We start from the raw sequence: 22,061 nt of genomic DNA, 5'->3' as shown, positions 1-22,061 counted from the left end.
ACATGATCAAGTACATCCTCCACGTTCTTTACGGCACCTACACCCAGCTGCGCAGCCTGGTGATGGTGTTCTCCCACTCTTTCCGCAAGCGCGACACCCTGCAGTACCCGGAAGAAGCGGTGTACCTGCCGCCGCGTTACCGTGGCCGCATCGTCCTGACCCGCGATCCGGATGGCGAAGAGCGTTGCGTTGCTTGCAACCTGTGCGCCGTAGCTTGCCCGGTTGGCTGCATCTCCCTGCAGAAAGCTGAAACCGAAGACGGCCGTTGGTATCCGGAGTTTTTCCGCATCAACTTCTCGCGCTGCATCTTTTGCGGCCTGTGCGAAGAAGCCTGCCCGACCACCGCAATTCAGCTCACGCCCGACTTCGAGATGGCCGACTTCAAACGCCAGGATCTGGTGTATGAGAAAGAGGACCTGCTGATCTCCGGCCCCGGCAAGAACCCTGATTACAATTTCTACCGCGTGGCCGGTATGGCCATTGCCGGTAAACCGAAAGGGGCTGCACAAGATGAAGCCCAACCGATCAACGTGAAGAGCCTGCTGCCCTAAGGAGGACGCTGTGGAATTTGCTTTCTATTTCGCCGCCGGCGTCGCTGTAGTGGCCACCCTGCGGGTGATCACCAACACCAACCCGGTTCATGCCCTGCTCTATCTGATCGTCTCGCTGCTGGCCGTATCGATGTGCTTTTTTAGCCTCGGCGCGCCCTTTGCTGGGGTTCTGGAGATCATCGTCTACGCCGGTGCCATCATGGTGCTATTCGTGTTCGTGGTGATGATGCTCAACCTCGGCCCACCCGCCAGTGTCCAAGAACGTCAATGGATGACCCCAGGCATCTGGGGCGGTCCGGCAATGATGTCCCTGGCTTTGCTGTGCGAGCTGCTCTACGTACTGTTCGGCAATCACAGTGGCGCGGCCATTGGTGTCACTACCGTCGATGCCAAGGCCGTGGGCATCAGCCTGTTCGGTCCTTACCTGCTGGTCGTCGAACTGGCCTCCATGCTGCTGTTGGCAGCACTGGTTGCCGCCTTCCACCTCGGCCGTCACGAGGCGAATGAATGACTATGGATATGATTCCAATGGAGCATGGCCTGGCTGTGGCCGGCGTGCTGTTCTGCCTGGGCCTGGTCGGCCTGATGGTGCGGCGCAACATCTTGTTCGTGCTGATGAGCTTGGAAGTGATGATGAACGCCACTGCCCTGGCCTTTGTCGTGGCCGGTAGTCGCTGGGCGCAAGCCGATGGACAGATCATGTTCATTCTGGTGATCACCCTGGCAGCCGCCGAAGCCAGTATTGGCCTGGCGATCCTGCTGCAGCTGTATCGCCGCTTCCACACCCTCGATATCGACGCTGCCAGCGAGATGCGCGGATGAACCTCATATTCCTGACGTGCCTGTTCCCCCTACTCGGTTTCGCGCTGCTGGCGTTTTCCCGCGGCCGTTTCTCCGAAAACCTCTCGGCCTTGATCGGCGTCGGCTCGGTGGGCCTCTCGGCCCTGACCAGCGCATGGATCATCTACCAGTTCAACGTCGCCCCACCGGAGGGCGGCGCCTACAGCCAGCTGCTCTGGCAGTGGATGGCGGTGGACGGTTTCACACCGAGCTTCACCCTGTATCTGGACGGCCTGTCGCTGACCATGCTCGGCGTGGTTACCGGCGTTGGCTTCCTGATCCATATGTTCGCCTCGTGGTACATGCGCGGCGAGGCCGGTTACTCGCGCTTCTTCGCCTACACCAACCTGTTTATCTTCAGCATGCTGCTGCTGATCCTCGGCGATAACCTGCTGTTGCTGTACTTCGGCTGGGAAGGCGTGGGGCTGTGCAGCTACCTGCTGATCGGCTTCTACTACAGCAATCGCAACAACGGTAATGCCGCCCTCAAGGCCTTTATCGTCACCCGTATCGGCGACGTGTTCATGGCGATTGGCTTGTTCATTCTGGTGCAGCAACTGGGCACCCTGAACATTCAAGAGCTGCTGGTGTTGGCACCGCAGAAGTTCGCCGCTGGCGACTTCTGGATGCAGCTGGCGACCCTGATGCTGCTGGGTGGCGCGGTCGGTAAATCCGCCCAGCTGCCCCTGCAAACCTGGCTGGCCGACGCCATGGCGGGCCCGACTCCGGTCTCCGCCCTGATCCACGCGGCCACCATGGTCACCGCCGGTGTCTATCTGATCGCTCGTACCCACGGCCTGTTCCTGCTCGCCCCTGAAGTACTGCAGCTGGTTGGTATCGTCGGCGGCGTGACCCTGGTCCTGGCCGGCTTTGCCGCCCTGGTACAGACCGACATCAAACGCATCCTCGCCTACTCGACCATGAGCCAAATCGGCTATATGTTCCTGGCACTCGGCGTCGGCGCATGGGATGGCGCGATCTTCCACCTGATGACCCACGCCTTCTTCAAGGCCCTGCTGTTCCTCGCTTCCGGTGCAGTGATCGTGGCCTGCCACCATGAGCAGAACATCTTCAAGATGGGCGGTCTGTGGAAGAAGCTACCACTGGCCTATATCAGCTTCGTAGTCGGTGGCTCCGCCCTGGCGGCCCTGCCGCTGGTCACTGCGGGTTTCTACTCCAAGGACGAAATCCTCTGGGAAGCCCTGGCAAGCGGCCATCAGAACCTGCTGATCGCCGGTTTGGTGGGCGCCTTCATGACTTCGCTGTACACCTTCCGCCTGATCTTCATCACCTTCCACGGTGAGGCAAAGAGCGAAGCCCACGGTGGTCATGGCGTCGCCTACTGGCTGCCGCTGTCGGTGCTGATCGTGCTGTCGACCTTCGTCGGCGCCCTGATCACGCCACCGCTGGCGGGCGTACTGCCACAAAGCGTCGGCCATGCCGGCGGCGCCGCCCAGCACTCGCTGGAGCTGATCTCCGCTGCCATCGCCATCAGTGGCATCCTGCTGGCTGCTCTGCTGTTCCTCGGCAAACGCCGCCTGGTTACGGCCATCGCCAACAGCGCCGTCGGCCGCCTGCTCAGTGCCTGGTGGTTCGCCGCCTGGGGCTTTGACTGGGTCTACGACAAGCTGTTCGTCAAACCCTATCTGCTTATCTGCCGCCTACTCGGCAATGACCCGCTGAACACCACCATGGGTGTGTTGCCAAGCCTGGCCCGCGGCGGTCACCACCTGGTGGCACGCGCCCAGACCGGTAACCTGCGCTGGTATGCCTACTCCATGGTGGCGGGAGCCGTACTGTTGCTGGGCATCGCCCTGCTGGCGGCGGCCTGATATGAATTTGCCCATTTGTGTAAGGAATTGAGCCCGTTATGATTTTGCCCTGGCTAATCCTGATCCCCTTTATCGGCGGTATTTTGTGCTGGCAAGGCGAGCGCTTCGGCGCCGCCCTGCCCCGCGCCATCGCCATGTTCACCATGCTGCTGGAACTGGCCCTGTGTCTCTGGCTGTGGTCCACCGGCGACTTCCAGCTGGCTCCGCACCCAGGTGCCGATCCGGTCTGGACCCTGGAATTCAAGCAGGTGTGGATTGAGCGCTTCGGCATCAACCTCCACCTGGCAATGGATGGCCTGTCGCTGCTGATGATCCTGCTCACCGGCCTGCTCGGGGTGCTGTCGGTACTCTGCTCGTGGAGTGAGATCCAGAAGAACGTTGGTTTCTTCCACCTCAACCTGATGTGGATTCTGGGCGGTGTGATCGGCGTATTCCTCGCCCTTGACCTGTTCCTGTTCTTCTTCTTCTGGGAAATGATGCTGGTGCCGATGTACTTCCTGATTGCGCTGTGGGGACACAGCTCAGCGGAAGGCAAAACCCGCATCTACGCCGCCACCAAGTTCTTCATCTACACCCAGGCCAGCGGCCTGATCATGCTGGTAGCGATTCTCGGCCTGGTACTGGTCAACTACAGCACCAGCGGCGTGCTGACTTTCGACTACAGCCAATTGCTGAAAGCCGAACTGCCAGCCGGGGTCGAATACATCCTGATGCTCGGTTTCTTCGTCGCTTTCGCGGTCAAGCTGCCGGTCGTGCCGTTCCACTCCTGGCTGCCGGACGCCCACGCCCAGGCACCCACGGCTGGCTCCGTGGACCTGGCCGGCATCCTGCTGAAAACAGCCGCTTACGGTCTGCTGCGCTTTGCCCTGCCGTTGTTCCCCAACGCATCGGCCGAGTTCGCCCCAATCGCCATGGTGCTCGGCCTAATCGGCATTTTCTACGGTGCCTTCCTGGCCTTTGCACAAAACGACATCAAGCGCCTGGTGGCCTACTCCAGCGTCTCGCACATGGGCTTTATCCTGATCGGCATCTACTCCGGCAGCCAGCAAGCGCTGCAAGGCGTGGTGGTGCAGATGCTCGCTCACGGCCTGTCCGCAGCAGCACTGTTTATCCTCTGCGGTCAGCTCTATGAGCGCCTGCACACCCGTGACATGCGCGAGATGGGCGGCCTCTGGTCACGCATAGCGTACCTGCCAGCAATAAGCCTGTTCTTCGCCGCCGCGTCGCTGGGCTTGCCGGGGACCGGTAACTTTGTCGGCGAATTCCTGATCCTGCTGGGCTCGTTCAAGAGCACGCCTTGGATCGTGGTGGTGGCCACCTTCGGCTTGGTGTTCGGTTCGGTTTACTCGCTGATCATGATCCACCGCGCCTACTTCGGTCCGGCCAAGGCCGAGCATACCCTGCGCGGCATGAACGGCCGTGAACTGGGCATGGCCTTGAGCCTGGCGATCCTGCTGATTCTGCTCGGGGTGTATCCGCAACCGATTTTGGATACTTCCGCCGCCACCATGCAGGGCGTGCAAAGCTGGCTGGACACGGCCTTCACTCAACTCGCTTCGGCCCGGTAAGTAAGAGTTATGGAATTGACCACTCAACACCTCATCGCCCTGCTACCGCTGCTGGTCACCTGTGCCACCATCGTGGTGGTCATGCTGGCGATTGCCTGGCGGCGTCATCACTCGCAGACCTTCGTGCTCTCGGTGGTAGGCCTCAACCTGGCCCTACTGTCGATCATCCCAGCCCTCAAGGTCGCGCCGTTGGCCGTCACCGGCCTGCTGCAGATAGACAGCTATGCCTGCTTCTACATCGGCCTGATCCTCGCCGCGACTTTGGCCTGCGTCACCCTGGCTCATGCCTATCTGGGCGGTGAAGGCGACAGCGGCCCTGGCTTTCCGGGCAACCGTGAAGAGTTCTACCTGCTGATTCTGCTGGCCGCCGCCGGCGGTATCGTACTGGTCAGCGCTCAGCACCTGGCGGGCCTATTTATCGGTCTGGAGCTGCTCTCAGTGCCGGTCTATGGCCTGGTGGCCTACGCCTTCTTCAACAAGCGCTCGTTGGAAGCCGGGATCAAATACATGGTCCTCTCGGCTGCCGGCTCGGCCTTTTTGCTGTTTGGCATGGCTTTGTTGTACGCCGATGCGGGCACCCTGAGCTTTGCCGGCCTGGGCAGCAAGCTGGGCGCTGCTGGCCAACTCAGTCAACTGGTGCACCTGGGCGTTGGCATGATGATGGTCGGTCTGGCCTTCAAACTGTCGATGGTGCCCTTCCACCTGTGGACGCCAGACGTCTATGAAGGCGCACCCGCGCCAGTGGCGGCCTTTCTTGCTACCGCCAGTAAGGTGGCCGTGTTTGCCGTGCTGCTGCGCCTGTATCAGCTGTCCCCAGCTCTGGCTGGCGGCTGGTTGAACGACCTACTGAGCATCATCGCGATCGCCTCGATCCTGGTCGGCAACCTGCTGGCCCTGACCCAGACCAACATCAAGCGCCTGCTCGGTTACTCCTCCATCGCCCACTTCGGCTATCTGCTGGTGGCCCTGATTGCCAGCAATGGCATGGCGGTGGAGGCCATTGGCGTGTACCTGACCACTTATGTGCTGACCAGCCTGGGTGCCTTCGGTGTGGTCACACTGATGTCCACTCCATTCCACGGCCGTGACTGTGATGCACTGTACGAATACCGCGGCCTGTTCTGGCGTCGGCCAACCCTTACGGCAGTACTAACCTTGATGATGCTGTCGCTGGCGGGCATCCCGCTAACGGCGGGCTTTATCGGTAAGTTCTACATCATCGCCGTGGGCGTCGAGGCGCACCTGTGGTGGCTGCTGGGTAGTTTGATCATCGGCAGCGCCATCGGCGTGTTCTATTACCTGCGGGTGATGATCACCCTGTTCCTGGTGACACCGGGCCTGCATCGTCACGATGCGCCGGAGAACTGGGGTCAGCGCGCTGGCGGCATCATGCTGATGGCGATTGCCGCTCTGACCCTGCTGCTCGGCGTGTACCCGCAACCGCTGCTGGAGTTGCTGCAACACACGGCCCTTACGGCGCTGTAACTGCAAGCAAGCCACAAAAAAGCCCCGAAGTTCGGGGCTTTTTTGTGGCTGCGCATCCGTCAAAGTCACATGTATAAGCGCGGCTTCAGCCACAACTATTGCTGCTATCTCCTGGGGCGACATACTTTTTTGCGTTGCCGCTGATCCCTTGCGGACGACTCAACGGCTACAGCACCAAGGCTGCCAACACCAGGTAACGACCGCTCTTGACCACTAGCACCAGCAACAAGAAGCGCACAAAGGGTTCGCGCATCACCCCGGCAACCAAGGTCAGGGGGTCACCGACCACCGGCAACCAGCTCAGCAGTAAGCTCCAGCGCCCGTAACGCTTGTACCAACCTTGTGCCCGCAGCAACTGCGCCGGGCTAACCGGAAACCAGCGGCGCGATTGAAAACGCACCAGCTCACGGCCCAACCACCAATTAATGGTCGAGCCCAAGGTGTTGCCGGCGATGGCCACCAACAACAAGCCGGCCACGTTGTACTCATCGGTCAGCAACAGGGCCACCAGCCCGGCCTCTGACTGCAGGGGCAACAGGGTCGCAGCGCCGAGCGCCAGCAGAAAAAGACCGAAATAAGCCATCAGTTCCAGCACCGACTCATGCGGCCTTCCAGGCGCTGACGATGATGGCCATACCCACTAACGTCACCCCAGCGCCCAACCAGTCCAGCGGACTGAGCTTGACCCCATCGACAACACGCAGCCAGAGCAACGCGCTGACCACATACACCCCACCATAGGCGGCATACACCCGGCCACTGGCCGCCGGATGCAGACTCAGCAGCCAGACAAACAACACCAGACTCAGCGCTGCCGGCAACAACAGCCACACCGAGCCATCCTTGCGCAGCCACAGGTACGGCAAAAAGCAGCCGATGATTTCCGCCACGGCGGTGGCAAAGAACAGCGCCATGATTTTTAGCACAGGGATTACTCACGCAAGAAGGAAGGACTGGCCAGCGGATTACAACGATTAGGCCGCCACCGAGAGTTGCACATGATGCCGATAACATCGAGCAGGACCAAGCGCGGCTCTGTTAGCACGGAAATCTGCATGGAGCCACCACAAAAAGCCCCTCGCCACGTGCAGAATTTGCAACGCATCACGTTATTAATGTTCAGTATCTTATTCATTCTGTGCATACTTCTTGCTTTATAAACATAGCCTTGGGCGCTAAGTCGCCACAGTGCACATCAAGAAGCCCCGGCCACGGCCGATAGCTACTCAGTCCAGAGCACACCCAAAAGGATCACCCCCATGCCGTTCAGTCGCCTCTCTATCCAGTGGAAAATTACGCTACTGGCCGGACTTTGCTTACTGGTAATCGTGACCTTGCTGGTGGCCACCTCCCTGTACCAGGCGCGTAACAGCGCTGAGCTGGTCAAGCACTCCAGCAGCCAGATGCTCGAACAAGCGGCGCAATTGCGCATGCAGGCTCGCGCCGAAGCCCAAGCGCTGGAGATCCAGCGCTACTTCATGGACGCTTACCAGTACGGTAAAGGCTTCTCGCGCCAAGTGCTGTTCCTGCGCGCACAGGCCGAAAAACGTTTTCTTGACGCCTTTGACCTGCGCGAAGACATGACCCGCCAGGTGCGTACTGCACTGGAAGGCAACCCCGATCTGCTGGGCTTGTATGTGGTGTTCGAGACCAATGCCCTGGACGGCAAAGACAATCTGTTCGCTGGCCAGGCGGAGCTGGGCAGCAACGATAAAGGCCGTTTCTCGCTGTACTGGAGCCAGGCTACCGTTGGTGAGTTGGAGTCCGAGCCCCTCACCGAGGAACAACTCGCCGACACCACGGCCGGCCCCAGCGGCACGCCCTACAACGCCTGGTACACCTGCCCCCGCGACACCAAGGCAGCCTGTGTGCTTGACCCCTACTTCGACGATGTCGGCGGCAAACAAATCCTCATGACCAGCATCGCCTTTCCCCTGCTGCTGGACGGCAAAGTGGTCGGCGTGATGGGCGTCGATATCAGTCTCGATAGCCTGCAAAAACTCAGCATGCAAGCGCATAAAGCGCTCTATGAGGGTGCCGGCCAGGTCAGCATCATCAGCCCTGTCGGGCTGCTCGCGGGTCACAGCAATAACAGCAAACTGCTGGGCGAACCTCTGCTGAAGGCTTTTGCTGAGCAAGGTAGCGAGCTGCTTGACCTGGTCAAGCGCGGCGAGCCGGCGGTGCTTAAACATTCGCAGATGCAGCGCCTTATCAGCCCGTGGCAGCCGATCCCTGGCGCCCAGCCCTGGAGCGTTCTGCTGGAAGTACCCAATGCCGTGCTGCTCAAGCCAGCCCTGCAACTGGAAGAACAACTCGACCAGCAAAGCACCGCCGACAGCGCTAAATCACTAGTACTGGGCCTGCTTGCCGTGCTCCTCGGCCTGCTGCTGATGTGGCTGACCGCCCGCGGCGTTACCCGGCCGATCCTTGGCGTGGCGGCCATGCTCAAGGACATCGCCTCCGGCGAAGGCGACCTGACCCGTCGCCTGGCTTACGCCAAGCAGGATGAACTGGGTGAGCTGACGGGCTGGTTCAACCGTTTTCTCGACAAGCTGCAACCGATCATCAGCGACGTGAAAAACTCCGTTCAGGATGCCCGCAGCACCGCCGACCAGTCCTCGGCGATTGCCAACCAGACCAGCGCCGGTATGCAGCAGCAATACCGCGAAGTTGATCAAGTGGCGACAGCCTTCCATGAAATGAGCGCCACCGCCCAGGACGTGGCCCGCAGTGCGGCCCAGGCAGCCGAGGCCGCTCGCGGCGCCGACCAGGCCACCCGTGAAGGGCTGGGCGTGATCGACACCACGACCCTGAGCATTGAGCACTTGGCCAGCGAAATGACCACTGCCATGCGCGAGGTCGAAGGCCTGGCCAGTAGCAGCGATAAGATTGGTTCGGTGTTGGAAGTGATCCGCTCGATCGCCGAGCAAACCAACCTGCTGGCCCTCAATGCCGCCATCGAAGCCGCCCGCGCCGGGGAAGCCGGGCGCGGTTTTGCTGTGGTGGCCGATGAGGTGCGCAACCTGGCCAAACGCACCCAGGATTCCGTGGAGGAGATCCGCCAAGTGATCGAAGGCCTGCAAAGCGGCACCCGCGAAGTGGTCAACAGCATGCACAGCAGCCATCGTCAGGCCCAGGGCAGCGTGACCCAAGTGGAAATGGCAGTGGCCGCCCTGCAGCGCATTGGCGAAGCTGTCGGCGTGATCACCGACATGAACCTGCAAATCGCCAGTGCCGCGGAAGAGCAAAGCTCGGTAGCGGACGAGATCAACCGCAATATCTCCTCAATCCGTGACGTCACCGAAGCTATTTCCAGCCAGGCGGCCGAATCGGCCCAGGTCAGTCAAGCTCTCAACAGCCTGGCTAACCATCAGCAAAAATTGATGGATCAATTCCGCGTATAAAGGTGTTTGCACTCAGGCTGGCGTCATTTGCGCGCCAGCCTGGCGTGCCCCTCCTTGCCCTGGACTGCGCTGCACACTAGGGTTTTTCGGACCTCAAGGGAGAAACACCGATGCTCAATTTTGTTCTCGTCGCCGGCTCCAGCCGCGCCAACAGCCAGTCCGCCAAAGTGGCTGAATTTCTCCGCCAACGCCTGATCGAACAGGGTCACAGCAGTGCCGCACACTGCAGCGTGATCAACTTGGGCGCAGGCCCGTTGCCGCTCTGGCCAAGCGATGACAGCGGCCCATGGCCACAGTATGCCGAACAGTTGAAGAACGCCGACGCGCTGGTAATCGTCGCCCCGGAATGGAATGGCATGGCCTGCCCGGCGATCAAAAACTTCTTCATCTATGCCAGCAAGGCCGAACTGGCGCACAAGCCTGGGCTATTGGTGGGCGTTTCGTCCGGCATCGGCGGCGCTTATCCGATCAGCGAACTGCGCGCGTCCAGCTACAAAAACTGCCGCCTTTGCTACATCCCCGAACACCTGATCGTGCGCCATGCCGAGCAGGTCTTGAACGACGGCGCCGCCAGCAATGAAGACGATCAGCGCCTGCGCCCACGCATCGATTACGCCCTGGATATTCTCAACAAATACGCCCAGGCACTGCAGCCGGTGCGCGCCAGCATCGACCTTAGCCAACCCGAGTTCGCCAACGGCATGTAAAGCCGCGCGACATAAAAAAAGCCCGGCACATGGCCGGGCTTTTTTTATGTCTGGGCAAGCACTGATCAGGAGCGCCACATCCGCGCCAGGGTGCCGTCACGCTCAATAAAGTGGCGTTTAAGGCCGCCAGCAATGTGCAGGCCGATCAAGGCAATGGCGAACCACGGCAGGTTCTCATGCAGCTCTTCGGCAATTTCCCGCACATCGCCGTTAGGGGTGAACTTGGGTAGAGGGAACAGGCCATAGAACTCGAACGGTTTAGTGCTGGTGCCCAAAGCCACCAACAAATAACCCGACAACGGCAGGCCGATCATCAACACGTACAAACCGATGTGCACACCCTTGGCCAGCAGGTTGGCCGGGCCATTGTCACCAATGGCGCGCGGCTTAGGGTTGACCAGGGTCCACAGCAGGCGCAGGCCGATCAGCAGCAGCAATAGGCTGCCAGTGGATTTATGCAGGCTGTAGAGCACCGGCCGCAGGGGATTATCACGGCCAAACTCACCCATCAGGAACCCGCCGGCCAGCATGCCGATGATCAGCAGCGCCATCAGCCAGTGCAGGGCGCGACTGACGCTGCCATAGGTGTCTTCGGTATTGCGCAACATGCAGTTCTCCTAGTGGTCCGGGCCCGCGCCGGTCATGGCGCTGATCATCCCCGCCCAGGCTTAACCCAAGCTTAAGCCGATAACGCCAGCGGCCATGTGCCGATCATTCACGCGGTGAAGTCACTTGGTCTGTGCCGGAGGGTCTTTATAATCACGACCAGTTATAAGGGAGAGCGGCATGCACGCCATACAGATCAAATCCCCGGCCCTGACCATCAAGGCCGGCCCCCGTGCCCTGGAGCGGATCAAGGCCAATGGCCTGACGCCCTCAGATGTCGGGATTTTGCCCGGCGCCGCCGGCGGCCCGAAGGCCCTGGGTATTCAGGGCCTGGACCTGGCGCTGTTTGGCGACTGGCTGGCCCGTGCGCCCCGTGAGCGCGCCCTGATCGGTGCATCCATTGGCTCCTGGCGCTTTGCCAGTGCCTGCCTGCCCGATGCTGCCGCCGGCATTCGTCGCCTTGGCGAGCTGTACAACGACCAGCACTTCAGCAAAGACAGCAACAGAGCCGAGGTCAGCGCCAGCTGTCGGCAGATGCTCGCCGACCTGCTCGACGGCCAGGACGCCCAGTTGCTGAACAACCCCCACTATCGCCTGAACATCGTGGTGGTCAAAAGCCATGGCCTGCTCGCCGAGGATCACCCCAAACGCCTAGGCCTCGGGCTGTCGGCCGTGATCGGCAACAACCTGCTAAGCCGCGCACGGCTGGGCAAACACTTCGAACGTCTGATTGCCCACGACAGTCGCCAAGCCCCGCCATTGCAGGCCCTGGATGATTTCACCACGCGCTACCTGAGCCTGACCCCGGAAAACCTGCGCCACAGCCTGCTGGCCTCTGGCTCCATTCCCATGGTCATGGAAGCGGTGCGCGACATCCCCGGCGCGGCCAAAGGCACCTACCGCGATGGCGGCCTGCTCGACTATCACCTCGACCTGCCCTACAGCGGCAGCGACATCGTGCTCTACCCGCACTTCACCGACCGAGTGATTCCCGGCTGGTTCGACAAGAGCCTGCCCTGGCGCCGGGCCGACAATGGTCGCCTGCAGGACGTGCTGCTGCTCGCCCCATCACGCGAATACCTGGCCCGCCTGCCCCACGGCAAGCTGCCGGACCGCAACGACTTCAAACGCTACCTGGGCGATCCGACCGGCCGCCGGCGCTACTGGGATCAGGCCATGGCCGAGAGCCAGCGCCTGGGTGATGAATTCCTAGAACTGGCCGATAATGGCCGCCTCGCCGAGCGCCTGCAGGCGCTCTGAAACCACCACTGCTGGCTGCCCGATAGCGGCGGCCCTGCCCCGAGACCCGCCATGGCCCGCCTGTCCCTGCACTTTCCCGAAGACCAGTACTGCTACCAGACCCAGCTGACGGTGCGGGTCACCGACATCAATGGTGCCAATCACCTGGGCAACGACTCGATGATCTCGATGATTTCCGAGGCGCGGGCGCGTTTTCTTTTCGAGTTCGGCATTACCGAAGCGGCCAGCGAAGGCGTCGGCATCATCGTCACCGACCTGGCCACCACCTATAAAGCCGAAGCCCACGCCCGCGACCAATTGCTGTTTGAAGTCGGCGTGATGGACTTCAACACCTATGGGGGCGACATCACCTTCCGTATCACCCGCCCAGCCGACGGCACGCTGGTGGCCATGGCCAAATCGGGTTTTGTATTTTTCAACTACAGCAGCAGCCAGGTCACGCCCATACCCGAGGCGTTCCGCAATAAATTCCCCAAGGTCAACTGGCTGAGCTGAGCCCGGCAGCGCCCCAACTCGGCGCACCCATTCGCCATCACGCCCCGTTTCAGCCCACGGCGTGCGCCTGAACTGCACTCAAGCGCTGATTTAGCGGCACCAGGCAGACCTGGCTCAGCTCTTGCAAATACCCTCGCAGCGGCAACCAAAGACGGTTGCCACCGCACGACAAAGACGTCGCGTCATCCTCGCAGCAATGTGAGCCATGGCGCGGCGTCTTTTGCGTTTGGCCCCAGTGATCGGGGCGGTGGACGGGCCGTGATCCGGACGTTCCGCTAGCAACTCTCTCAACCTGACTGTGGCTTCGGCCGCAGGGTTGTCCGCCACAAGCAGACGACCTCCCCGGCGGGTCAAGGTCAGCGTGTCCACGACCATGCTGAACCCTGACCCGACCGGGCCCCTTTGAGCCAACGAGGTGTTCGATGAATACAAGTTTCTGGAAAGCCGGCCACGCGCCCACGCTGTTTGCAGCCTTTCTCTATTTCGATCTGAGTTTCATGATCTGGTATGTGCTCGGTCCAATGGGCGTGCAAATTGCCGCCGACCTGCAGCTGACCACCCAACAACGCGGCATGATGGTCGCCACGCCGATCCTCGCCGGTGCCGTGCTGCGCTTCCTGATGGGTATCTTGGCGGACCGCACCTCGCCAAAAACCGCCGGTCTGATCGGCCAGGTGATCGTCATCGGCGCCCTGTTCTGCGCCTGGCAACTGGGCATTCACAGCTATGAGCAGGCTCTACTGCTGGGACTGTTCCTCGGCTTTGCCGGTGCCTCGTTTGCGGTTTCCCTGCCGCTGGCTTCCCAGTGGTATCCGCCAGAGCACCAGGGCAAGGCCATGGGCATCGCCGGTGCGGGCAACTCGGGCACCGTGCTCGCCGCCCTGTTTGCGCCAGGCCTGGCTGCAGCCTTCGGCTGGGGCAATGTGTTCGGCCTGGCGCTGATCCCGCTTGTGCTGACCCTGATCATCTTCGCCAGCGTGGCCAAGAACGCCCCCAACCGCCCCGCCCCGAAAGCCCTGGCCGACTACCTGAAAGCCCTCGGTGACCGCGACAGCTGGTGGTTTATGTTCTTCTACAGCGTCACCTTCGGCGGCTTCCTCGGCCTGGCCAGCACCCTGCCCGGCTACTTCCATGACCAGTACGGTTTCGACCCGGTCAAGGCGGGCTACTACACCGCTGCCTGCGTTTTCGCCGGCAGCCTGATGCGCCCCCTGGGCGGCGCCCTGGCCGACCGGATCGGCGGCATCCGCAGCCTGTTGGTGGTCTACACCGTGGCTTCGCTGAGCATCTGCGCCGTCGGCTTCAACCTGCCCAGCGCCACCGCGGCCCTGGCGCTGTTCGTGGTCGCCATGCTCAGCCTAGGGGCCGGTAACGGTGCCGTGTTCCAACTGGTGCCGCAGCGCTTTCGCAAGGAAATCGGCGTAATGACTGGTCTGATCGGCATGGCCGGCGGCATCGGTGGCTTCCTGTTGGCAGCCGGCCTGGGTGCGGTCAAGCAATCCACCGGCGACTACCAACTGGGCCTGTGGCTGTTTGCCAGCCTGGGTATCCTCGCCTGGTTCGGCCTCTATGGGGTCAAACTGCGCTGGAGAACCACCTGGGGCTCGGCGGCCGTGACGGCTGCACGGGTTTAAGCACTAGCCCCTAACCTTGTCATGGCCCGCGCCGGTTTTTGCCGCCGCGGGCTTTGTCGTCAGCCACACCGAGAGAGTCGCCCATGAGCCTGCAATTGAGCGCTGGTGAAGCCACGGCCACCGGCCCCCGGGCCGAGAACCAGGATGCCCTGCGCATCGTCACGCCGACGCCGGCCCTGGCCGCCAGCAAAGGCAGCCTGTTCGCCCTCGCCGATGGCGTCAGCCAATGCGCCGACGGCGGCCTCGCCGCCCGCGCCACCCTGCAGGCCCTGGCCCTGGATTACTACGCCACACCAGAAACCTGGGCCGTGGCGCAATCGCTCGATCGCCTGCTGATCGCCCACAATCGCTGGCTACAGGCCAATGGTGGCGGCCAGCCGCTGCTCACCACCCTCACCGCCTTGGTACTACGGGGGCGGCGTTTTACCCTGGCCCACGTCGGCGACTGCCGCGCCTACCGCTGGCACGCCGACACCCTGGAGCTGCTGACCGAGGACCATGTCTGGGAACAGCCCGGCATGCAGCATGTGCTCAAACGTGCCCTGGGCCTGGATCAGCACCTGGTGGTGGATTACCTGGAAGGCGAACTGCACGAAGGCGAGAGTTTCCTGCTGGTCTGCGACGGCATCTGGTCGGTGCTCGGCGATCATGGCATTCGCAGCATCCTGCAGGCCGAAGCCGAACCCACTGCCGCCTGCCAAGCCCTGGTCAGCGCCGCCCATCTGGCCGGCAGCCAGGACAACGCCAGCGCCCTGCTGGTGCGCATCGAACAGTTGCCGCAAAGCGCCCTGGCCGACACCCTGGCCCAGCTCGACCAATGGCCGCTGCCGCCGAAACTGCGCGCTGGCCAAACCTTCGAGGGCTGGCAGGTAGAAAGCCTGCTGGGCGAGTCACGCCAGTCCCTGCTGTACCGGGTGCACGACAACCAGCAACGCGCCTGGCTGCTCAAGACCCTGCCACCGAGCCGTCATAACGACCCACAGGCCGGCCCGGCACTGCTGCAGGAAGAGTGGTTTCTCAAGCGGGTGGCCGGCCGCCATTTTGCCGAGGCCCACCCCCTGCCTCAACGCCAGCACCTGTATTACGTGCAGCGCGAATACCGCGGCCAGACCCTGGCCGAACAGCTGCGCCTAAACGGCCCGCTGGCCCTGCCGCACTGGCTGGAGATTGCCCCGCGCCTGTTACGGGCGCTGGGCATGCTGCACCGACGCAATATCCTGCACCGCGACATCAAGCCGGAAAACCTGCTGTGGAGCGAGGATGGCGAGCTGCGCGTGCTTGATCTTGGCCTGGCGTATTGCCCTGGCCTGTCGCGCGATGAAGAACACAGCGTGCCGGGCACCCCCAGTTACATCGCCCCAGAAGCCTTTGCCGGCGCTTCTCCCAGCGCACAGCAGGATCTCTATGCCGCCGGCGTCAGCCTCTATTACCTGCTGACCGGGCATTACCCCTACGGCGAAATCGAAGCCTTCCAGCACCCGCGCTTTGGCCAGCCGACCGCCGCCAGCCGCTACCGTCCGGACCTGCCGAACTGGCTGGACGACTGCCTGAACCGCGCCGTGACCGCCAACCCGGCGGAGCGCTTCGAGACCGCAGAGGAATGGCTGCTGCTGTTCGAACGTGGCGAGCGTGAAGCCATCAGCAGCCGCCCACGACCATTGCTGGAGCGCGAACCCCTGGCTGTCTGGCGTGGTCTGGCGCTGCTGTCGCTGCTGGCCAACCTGGTATTGCTGGTGCTGTTGATGCAGGGCTGACGCCCCGCCAGGCAGCATGCAGGCACCACCGCGGTGCAACTTTGCCTTAAAGCAGTGCGCAACGCCCTCAAGGCCGACCTTAAAACCCCTGGCAAGGGCCCAAATACCGCGCCTGGGCAAAGTTGGCACAACCCCTGCAATAGCCAATCTGACAATTTAAATAAAGCGCAGCCCTCAACGATGAAGGCCGCACTTCCCGACAGAACGGGACTTGGACAAAGGCGTCCTGCTAGGTAACTGGCAGGGCGCCTTTTTTTATCCCTAGAAATGCGGTTGCAGATGCGTGGAGTAAAGCCATGAACAAACTCAAGTTGGTAATGATCGGTAACGGCATGGCCGGGGTTCGCACCCTGGAAGAGCTGCTCAAGCTGGCCCCCGATCTCTACGACATCACCGTGTTCGGCGCCGAACCGCACCCCAACTACAACCGCATTCTGTTGTCGCCGGTGCTGGCTGGCGAGCAGACCTTCGAAGAGATCGTGCTCAACGACCTCAGCTGGTATGCCGACCACAACATCCGCCTGCTGCTCAATCGCAAAGTGGTGCAGATCGACCGCAAAAAGCGCCTGGTGATTGCCGAAGACGGCACCAGCGCCGAGTACGATCGCCTGCTGATCGCCACTGGCTCCAACCCGTTTATCCTGCCGGTGCCGGGCAACAAGCTGCACGGCGTGATCGGCTACCGCGACATCGCCGACACCCAGATGATGATCGACACCGCCAAAACCCACAGCCACGCCGTGGTCATCGGCGGCGGCCTGCTCGGCCTGGAAGCGGCCAACGGCCTCAAGCTGCGCGGCATGGACGTGACCGTGGTGCACTTGTCCGACTGGCTATTGGAGCGTCAGCTCGACCGCACCGCCGGCAAGTTGCTGCAAACCGCCCTGGAAGCGCGCGGCATTCACTTCCGTCTCAATGAACAGACCGAAGAACTGATGGACAACGGCGAAGGCCGGGTCTGCGCGGTGCAGTTCAAGAGTGGCGACGTGATCCCCGCCGACCTGGTGGTGATGGCCGCCGGTATCCGCCCCAACACCGAACTGGCTGAGAAAGCCGGCATTCCGTGCAACCGCGGCATCCTCGTCAACGACACCATGCAGACCTACGACCCGCGCGTGTATTCGATCGGCGAGTGTGCCAACCACCGTGGCACCGCCTACGGCCTGGTGGCGCCGTTGTTCGACCAGGCTAAGGTCTGCGCCAACCACCTGGCCCAACTCGGTTTTGCCCGTTACCAGGGCTCGGTCACCTCAACCAAGTTGAAAGTCACCGGCATCGACCTGTTCTCCGCTGGCGAATTCATGGGCGCCGACGGCACCGAAACCATCACCCTCTCCGACCCTATCGGCGGCGTGTACAAGAAGCTGGTGATCAAGGACGACATCCTGGTCGGTGCCTGCCTGTACGGCGACACCGCGGACGGCGGCTGGTATTTCCGCCAAGTGAAAGAAAACGCCAACATCAGCCAGATCCGCGATCACCTGATGTTCGGTGAGAACGTCATCGGCGACGTCGGCCACCAGGGCCAGAACAGCACCGCGAGCATGCCTGACAGCGCCGAAGTGTGCGGCTGTAACGGCGTGTGCAAGGGCACCATCGTCAAGGCCATTCAGGAAAACGGCCTGTTCAGTGTTGACGAGGTCAAGAAACACACCAAGGCCGCCAGCTCCTGCGGCTCCTGCGCCGGCCTGGTTGAGCAGATCCTGATCAGTACCGTCGGCGGCGCCGCCGACGTCAAACCGAAAAGCGAAAAAGCCGTGTGCGGTTGCACCGAGCTGAACCATGGCCAGGTGCGCAAGCTGATCCGCGACAAGCACCTGATCACCATGAGCCAGGCCATGACTGAAATGGGCTGGACCTCACCCAACGGTTGCGGCACCTGCCGCCCTGCCCTCAACTATTACCTGCTGTCGACCTGGCCAGGTGAGGCCAAGGACGATCCGCAGTCGCGCCTGATCAACGAGCGCGCCCACGCCAACATCCAAAAAGACGGCACCTACTCGGTCGTGCCACGCATGTGGGGCGGCGTCACCAATCCGTCCGAGCTACGCCGGATCGCCGACGTCGCCGACAAGTACAACGTGCCGATGGTCAAGGTCACCGGCGGTCAGCGTATCGACCTGCTGGGGATCAAGAAGGAAGATCTGCCGGCGGTGTGGAAAGACCTCGACATGCCCTCCGGCCACGCCTACGGCAAGTCCATCCGCACCGTGAAGACCTGCGTTGGCAGCGAGTTCTGCCGCTTCGGCACGCAGAACTCGACCCAGCTGGGCATCGACCTGGAACACGACCTGTTCAACATGTGGTCGCCGCACAAGGTCAAGCTGGCGGTCTCCGGCTGCCCGCGCAACTGCGCCGAGGCAGGGATCAAGGACGTCGGCATCATCGGTGTGGATTCAGGCTGGGAGATGTATATCGGCGGCAACGGCGGGATCAAAACCGAGGTAGCTGAGTTCTTCGTCAAGGTCAAAACCGCCGAAGAAGTGCGCGAATACAACGGCGCCTTCCTGCAGCTGTATCGCGAGGAGGCCTTCTACCTGGAGCGCACCGTGCACTACATGCAGCGCGTTGGCATGGACCATATCAAGAAGGCCGTGCTGGAAGATGAAGGCAACCGCCAAGCGCTGAATGCGCGCCTGCAGTTCGCCCTGTCGTTTGAACAGGACCCGTGGAAAGAGCGCATCGAACAGCCGCAGCTGAAGAAAGAATTCGACCGCATCGCGATCACCGAACTGGCCTGAGTGCCGCCGCCTGGCGGGGCTGAACAAGCGCCCCGCCAGCCGCACAACCTGCTTGAGGACTACGTTATGAATTGGCTGGATATCTGTGCCCTGGAAGAAATCAACGTGCTCGGTTCGCGCATCGTCGACGGCCCCAAGGGCGACATCGCCATCTTCCGCACCAGCAACGACGAGGTGTTTGCCCTCGACGACCGCTGCCCACACAAAGGCGGCCCACTGTCCCAGGGGCTGATCTACGGCAAGCGCGTGGCCTGCCCGCTGCACAACTGGCAGATCGACCTGGAAAGCGGCGAAGCCCTGGCGCCGGACGTCGGCTGCACCCACAAGTACCCGGTCAAGCTGGAAAACGGCCGGGTCCTGCTGGCCCTGAAAACCATCACCGAGTGCGCGTAAGCCTGCAACAGCCAGCCTGCTGACCGCCTTGCGCGGCAGCGGCGTACGGGACAAGAGCCATGACCGCAAACCCAGCCACACACATCACCGCCTCCACCTGCTGCTACTGCGGCGTGGGCTGCGGCGTGCTGATCGAGCATGACGGCGAACAGATTCTCGGCGTCAAGGGCGATCCACAGCACCCCGCCAACTTCGGCAAGCTGTGCAGCAAGGGCTCGACCCTGCACCTCACCGGCGACCTCAGTGCCCGCGCGCTGTACCCCGAACTGCGCCTGGGCAAAGGCCTGGCGCGTTCACGCACGGACTGGGACAACGCCCTCGATCACGCCGCCAATGTGTTCGCCGAAACCATCCGCGAGCATGGCCCCGACAGCGTGGCGTTCTATATCTCCGGCCAGTTGCTGACCGAGGATTACTACGCCTTCAACAAGCTGGCCCGCGCGGTGGTCGGCACCAACAACATCGATAGCAACTCGCGGCTGTGCATGTCCTCGGCTGTGGCCGGCTACAAGCGCAGCCTGGGTGCCGATGCGCCGCCGTGCAACTACGAGGACATCGAGCAGACCGACTGCCTGCTGATCGCCGGCTCCAATATGGCCTATGCCCATCCGGTACTGTTTCGCCGCCTGGAAGAAGCCAAAGCCAAGCGCCCGGAAATGCGCATCATCGTTATCGATCCACGGCGCACCGACACCTGCGAACTGGCCGACTTGCACATAGCTCTGCAGCCCGGCACCGACGTTGCGCTGTTCCACGGCCTGCTGCACATCCTCATGTGGGAAGGCTGGATCGACCGGCGCTTTATCGACCAGCACACCGAAGGCTTCGATGCCCTCAAGACCCTGGTGCGCGACTACACCCCGCAAATGGTCAGCGAACTCTGCGGCATCCCGGTGGCCGACCTGCAGACCTGCGCCCGCCTGATCGGCAGCGCGCCGAGCTTTCTGTCTCTGTGGTGCATGGGCCTCAACCAATCGAGCAGCGGCAGCGCTAAAAACAGCGCCCTGATCAACCTGCACCTGGCCACCGGGCAAATCGGCCGGGCCGGCGCCGGACCCTTCTCCCTCACTGGCCAGCCCAATGCCATGGGCGGACGGGAAACCGGCAGCCTCAGCAATCTGCTTCCTGGCCACCGCGACGCCGGCAACCGCCAGCACCGTGAAGAAGTGGCGCGTTACTGGGGCGTCGAGCAATTGCCGGACAACACCGGCCTGACCGCAGTTGAGCTGTTTGACGCCGTCCACGCCGGGCGCATCAAGGCCCTGTGGATTGCCTGCAGCAACCCCGCGCAGTCGATGCCCAACCAGACCCTGATTCACCAGGCGCTGGCCAGCTGCCCGTTCGTGGTGGTGCAAGAAGCCTTCGCCAACACCGAGACCTGCCGCTACGCCGACCTGCTGCTACCCGCCGCCAGTTGGGGCGAGAAAGAAGGCACGGTGACCAACTCCGAACGGCGCATCACCCATGTGCGCCAGGCCGTGCCGGCACCCGCTGAAGCGCGGCCGGACTGGGCCATCACCAATGACTTCGCCCGCCGTCTCGAAGCCCTGCTGCGCCCCGACCAAGCCAGCCTGTTTGACTTCGACAGCCCGCAAGCACTGTTCGACGAATACAAATACCTGACCGAAGACCGCGACCTCGACCTCTGCGGCCTGAGTTATGCGCTGCTGGATGCGCAAGGCCCGCAACAATGGCCATTCCCCCGCGGCGCAAGCGCCGGCACTGCGCGCCTGTACGCCAACGCCCAGTTCCCGACGCTGACCGGGCGAGCGCACTTTATTGCCGACGCCTACCGCGCCCCGCAGGAAAAGCGCGATACCCGTTTTACCCTGAGCCTCAACACCGGCCGCCTGCGTGACCAGTGGCACGGCATGAGCCGCACCGGCACCGCCCCACGCCTGTTTGCCCACGCTGAAGAAGCCGTGGTCAGCCTGCACCCGGACGAACTCCGCCGCCGGCGCCTGCAAGACGGCCAGCTGGTAACGCTCAAGAGTCGCCGTGGCAGCCTGGTACTGCCGGTACACAGCGACGACAGCGTGCGCTCCGGCCATGCCTACCTGCCCATGCACTGGGGCGATCGCTTCCTCAAGGGCTTGGGCACCAACGTATTGACCTCACCAGCCTTCGATCCGCTGTCGAAACAGCCTGAACTGAAACACGCGGCGGTGGAAGTCAGCAAAGTTGACCTGCCCTGGCAGTTGTTCGCCCTGGTAGAAGGCGACGTGCAGAATCGCCTCGGCGCCTTGCGCCCGCTGCTGGAAGGTTTTACCTATGCCAGCCTGGTGCCCTGCGGTCGCGAACACCCCGCCCTGGTGCTGCGCGCCGCAGCGGCCGTGCCGCCGGACAACGCCTTGCTGGCGCAAATCGACCAGTTGCTTGGCCTCAATGACGGTCCGGTACTGGCCTATGACGACCCGCGCAAGGCCGTTGGCAAGCGCGTACGCATCGAAGACGGCCGCATCACTGCCATTCGCCTGGCCGGCGAGACCGCTGCCCGTGACTGGCTGAAAAGCCTGTGGCAGGAGCAGCGCGCCGATGCCGAACTGCGCCGCTGGTTCCTCGCACCGCTGAGCACGCCTCCCGGCAGCGCAGAAGCCCCCAGCAGTGGCGGTAAAACCGTTTGCAGCTGCATGAACGTCAGCCGCAACGCCATTTGCGCCGGTATCGGCCGCGGCCTGGATTTGGCTGGACTGAAGCAGGAACTCGGTTGCGGCAGCCAATGCGGCTCCTGCGTCCCGGAAATCAAACAACTGCTGGCGAAACCGATGTCCGCCACTGTTAACGCCTGAGG

General features: G+C 62.4%; 18 protein-coding genes and 1 pseudogene. 16 read left to right on the top strand and 3 right to left on the bottom strand.

Annotation, left to right across the window (positions count from 1 at the left end; genetic code table 11):
• Window positions 1–2: 2 nt before the first annotated feature.
• From nuoI to nuoN, 6 genes are read left to right on the top strand one after another with little or no spacing between them, the layout of a single operon-like run.
• The gene (gene nuoI, locus AC56DI_RS12890) at window positions 3–551 is read left to right on the top strand and encodes an NADH-quinone oxidoreductase subunit NuoI (RefSeq protein ID WP_422587717.1); all 549 of its coding nucleotides are present in this window, start codon (window positions 3–5) and stop codon (window positions 549–551) included.
• 10 nt (window positions 552–561) lie between these two features.
• The gene (gene nuoJ / locus AC56DI_RS12885; RefSeq protein ID WP_496346506.1) at window positions 562–1,062 is read left to right on the top strand and encodes an NADH-quinone oxidoreductase subunit J; all 501 of its coding nucleotides are present in this window, start codon (window positions 562–564) and stop codon (window positions 1,060–1,062) included.
• Between the two features lie 2 nt (window positions 1,063–1,064).
• Entirely contained in the window at window positions 1,065–1,373 is a 309-nt protein-coding gene (gene nuoK / locus AC56DI_RS12880) for an NADH-quinone oxidoreductase subunit NuoK (RefSeq protein WP_324517413.1), read from the top strand.
• Window positions 1,370–3,223: an NADH-quinone oxidoreductase subunit L gene (gene nuoL, locus AC56DI_RS12875; protein WP_496346505.1), complete on the top strand. Its 1,854-nt coding sequence runs from the start codon at window positions 1,370–1,372 to the stop codon at window positions 3,221–3,223. The genes nuoK and nuoL overlap by 4 nt, the downstream gene beginning before the upstream one ends.
• A gap of 38 nt (window positions 3,224–3,261) precedes the next feature.
• On the top strand, window positions 3,262–4,791 hold the full coding sequence (nuoM, locus tag AC56DI_RS12870) for an NADH-quinone oxidoreductase subunit M (protein ID WP_496346504.1): 1,530 nt from the start codon (window positions 3,262–3,264) through the stop codon (window positions 4,789–4,791).
• A gap of 9 nt (window positions 4,792–4,800) precedes the next feature.
• Complete coding sequence (gene nuoN / locus AC56DI_RS12865; RefSeq protein WP_496346503.1) at window positions 4,801–6,276, top strand: NADH-quinone oxidoreductase subunit NuoN; 1,476 nt, start codon at window positions 4,801–4,803, stop codon at window positions 6,274–6,276.
• A 166-nt stretch (window positions 6,277–6,442) separates the two neighbouring features.
• Here the strand turns inward: nuoN and AC56DI_RS12860 are convergent, their stop codons facing one another.
• Window positions 6,443–6,859 carry a YqaA family protein gene (locus tag AC56DI_RS12860; protein WP_496346658.1) on the bottom strand — a complete coding sequence of 139 codons (417 nt, stop codon included), beginning with the start codon at window positions 6,857–6,859 and terminating at the stop codon, window positions 6,443–6,445.
• Between the two features lie 16 nt (window positions 6,860–6,875).
• Window positions 6,876–7,208, bottom strand: a complete 333-nt coding sequence (locus AC56DI_RS12855) for a YnfA family protein (protein ID WP_496346657.1) — start codon at window positions 7,206–7,208, stop codon at window positions 6,876–6,878.
• 327 nt (window positions 7,209–7,535) lie between these two features.
• Between AC56DI_RS12855 and AC56DI_RS12850 the strand changes: the two are divergent.
• From AC56DI_RS12850 to AC56DI_RS12840, 3 genes and pseudogenes are all read left to right on the top strand, one after another.
• A pseudogene (locus AC56DI_RS12850) lies at window positions 7,536–8,822 on the top strand (methyl-accepting chemotaxis protein); the annotation flags it as partial.
• A 102-nt stretch (window positions 8,823–8,924) separates the two neighbouring features.
• Window positions 8,925–9,680 carry a methyl-accepting chemotaxis protein gene (locus tag AC56DI_RS12845; RefSeq protein WP_496346656.1) on the top strand — a complete coding sequence of 252 codons (756 nt, stop codon included), beginning with the start codon at window positions 8,925–8,927 and terminating at the stop codon, window positions 9,678–9,680.
• A 110-nt stretch (window positions 9,681–9,790) separates the two neighbouring features.
• Window positions 9,791–10,387: an NADPH-dependent FMN reductase gene (locus AC56DI_RS12840; RefSeq protein WP_496346502.1), complete on the top strand. Its 597-nt coding sequence runs from the start codon at window positions 9,791–9,793 to the stop codon at window positions 10,385–10,387.
• Between the two features lie 65 nt (window positions 10,388–10,452).
• Here the strand turns inward: AC56DI_RS12840 and AC56DI_RS12835 are convergent, their stop codons facing one another.
• A complete protein-coding gene (locus tag AC56DI_RS12835; protein ID WP_496346501.1) occupies window positions 10,453–10,995 on the bottom strand; it encodes a cytochrome b in 543 nt (180 codons plus the stop codon).
• Between the two features lie 178 nt (window positions 10,996–11,173).
• Here AC56DI_RS12835 and AC56DI_RS12830 point away from each other — a divergent pair, with 178 nt between their 5' ends.
• The 7 genes from AC56DI_RS12830 to AC56DI_RS12800 all read left to right on the top strand — a co-directional run bounded on the left by AC56DI_RS12830 (window position 11,174) and on the right by AC56DI_RS12800 (window position 22,059).
• Window positions 11,174–12,253, top strand: a complete 1,080-nt coding sequence (locus AC56DI_RS12830) for a patatin-like phospholipase family protein (RefSeq protein ID WP_496346500.1) — start codon at window positions 11,174–11,176, stop codon at window positions 12,251–12,253.
• A gap of 51 nt (window positions 12,254–12,304) precedes the next feature.
• A complete protein-coding gene (locus tag AC56DI_RS12825) occupies window positions 12,305–12,748 on the top strand; it encodes a thioesterase family protein (RefSeq protein ID WP_496346499.1) in 444 nt (147 codons plus the stop codon).
• A 422-nt stretch (window positions 12,749–13,170) separates the two neighbouring features.
• Complete coding sequence (locus AC56DI_RS12820) at window positions 13,171–14,382, top strand: NarK family nitrate/nitrite MFS transporter (protein WP_324517404.1); 1,212 nt, start codon at window positions 13,171–13,173, stop codon at window positions 14,380–14,382.
• An 83-nt stretch (window positions 14,383–14,465) separates the two neighbouring features.
• Window positions 14,466–16,136: a bifunctional protein-serine/threonine kinase/phosphatase gene (locus AC56DI_RS12815; protein WP_496346498.1), complete on the top strand. Its 1,671-nt coding sequence runs from the start codon at window positions 14,466–14,468 to the stop codon at window positions 16,134–16,136.
• Between the two features lie 296 nt (window positions 16,137–16,432).
• On the top strand, window positions 16,433–18,877 hold the full coding sequence (gene nirB, locus AC56DI_RS12810; protein WP_496346497.1) for a nitrite reductase large subunit NirB: 2,445 nt from the start codon (window positions 16,433–16,435) through the stop codon (window positions 18,875–18,877).
• A gap of 66 nt (window positions 18,878–18,943) precedes the next feature.
• On the top strand, window positions 18,944–19,270 hold the full coding sequence (nirD, locus tag AC56DI_RS12805) for a nitrite reductase small subunit NirD (protein WP_324517401.1): 327 nt from the start codon (window positions 18,944–18,946) through the stop codon (window positions 19,268–19,270).
• A 59-nt stretch (window positions 19,271–19,329) separates the two neighbouring features.
• Window positions 19,330–22,059, top strand: a complete 2,730-nt coding sequence (locus AC56DI_RS12800; protein ID WP_496346496.1) for a nitrate reductase — start codon at window positions 19,330–19,332, stop codon at window positions 22,057–22,059.
• Window positions 22,060–22,061: the final 2 nt, after the last annotated feature.

Source organism: Pseudomonas sp. BGA-UO-ETr-WB11, assembly GCF_059567785.1.
The sequence above is the reverse complement of the archived record's forward strand: the minus strand, read 5'-3'. Positions and strand labels throughout refer to the sequence as shown.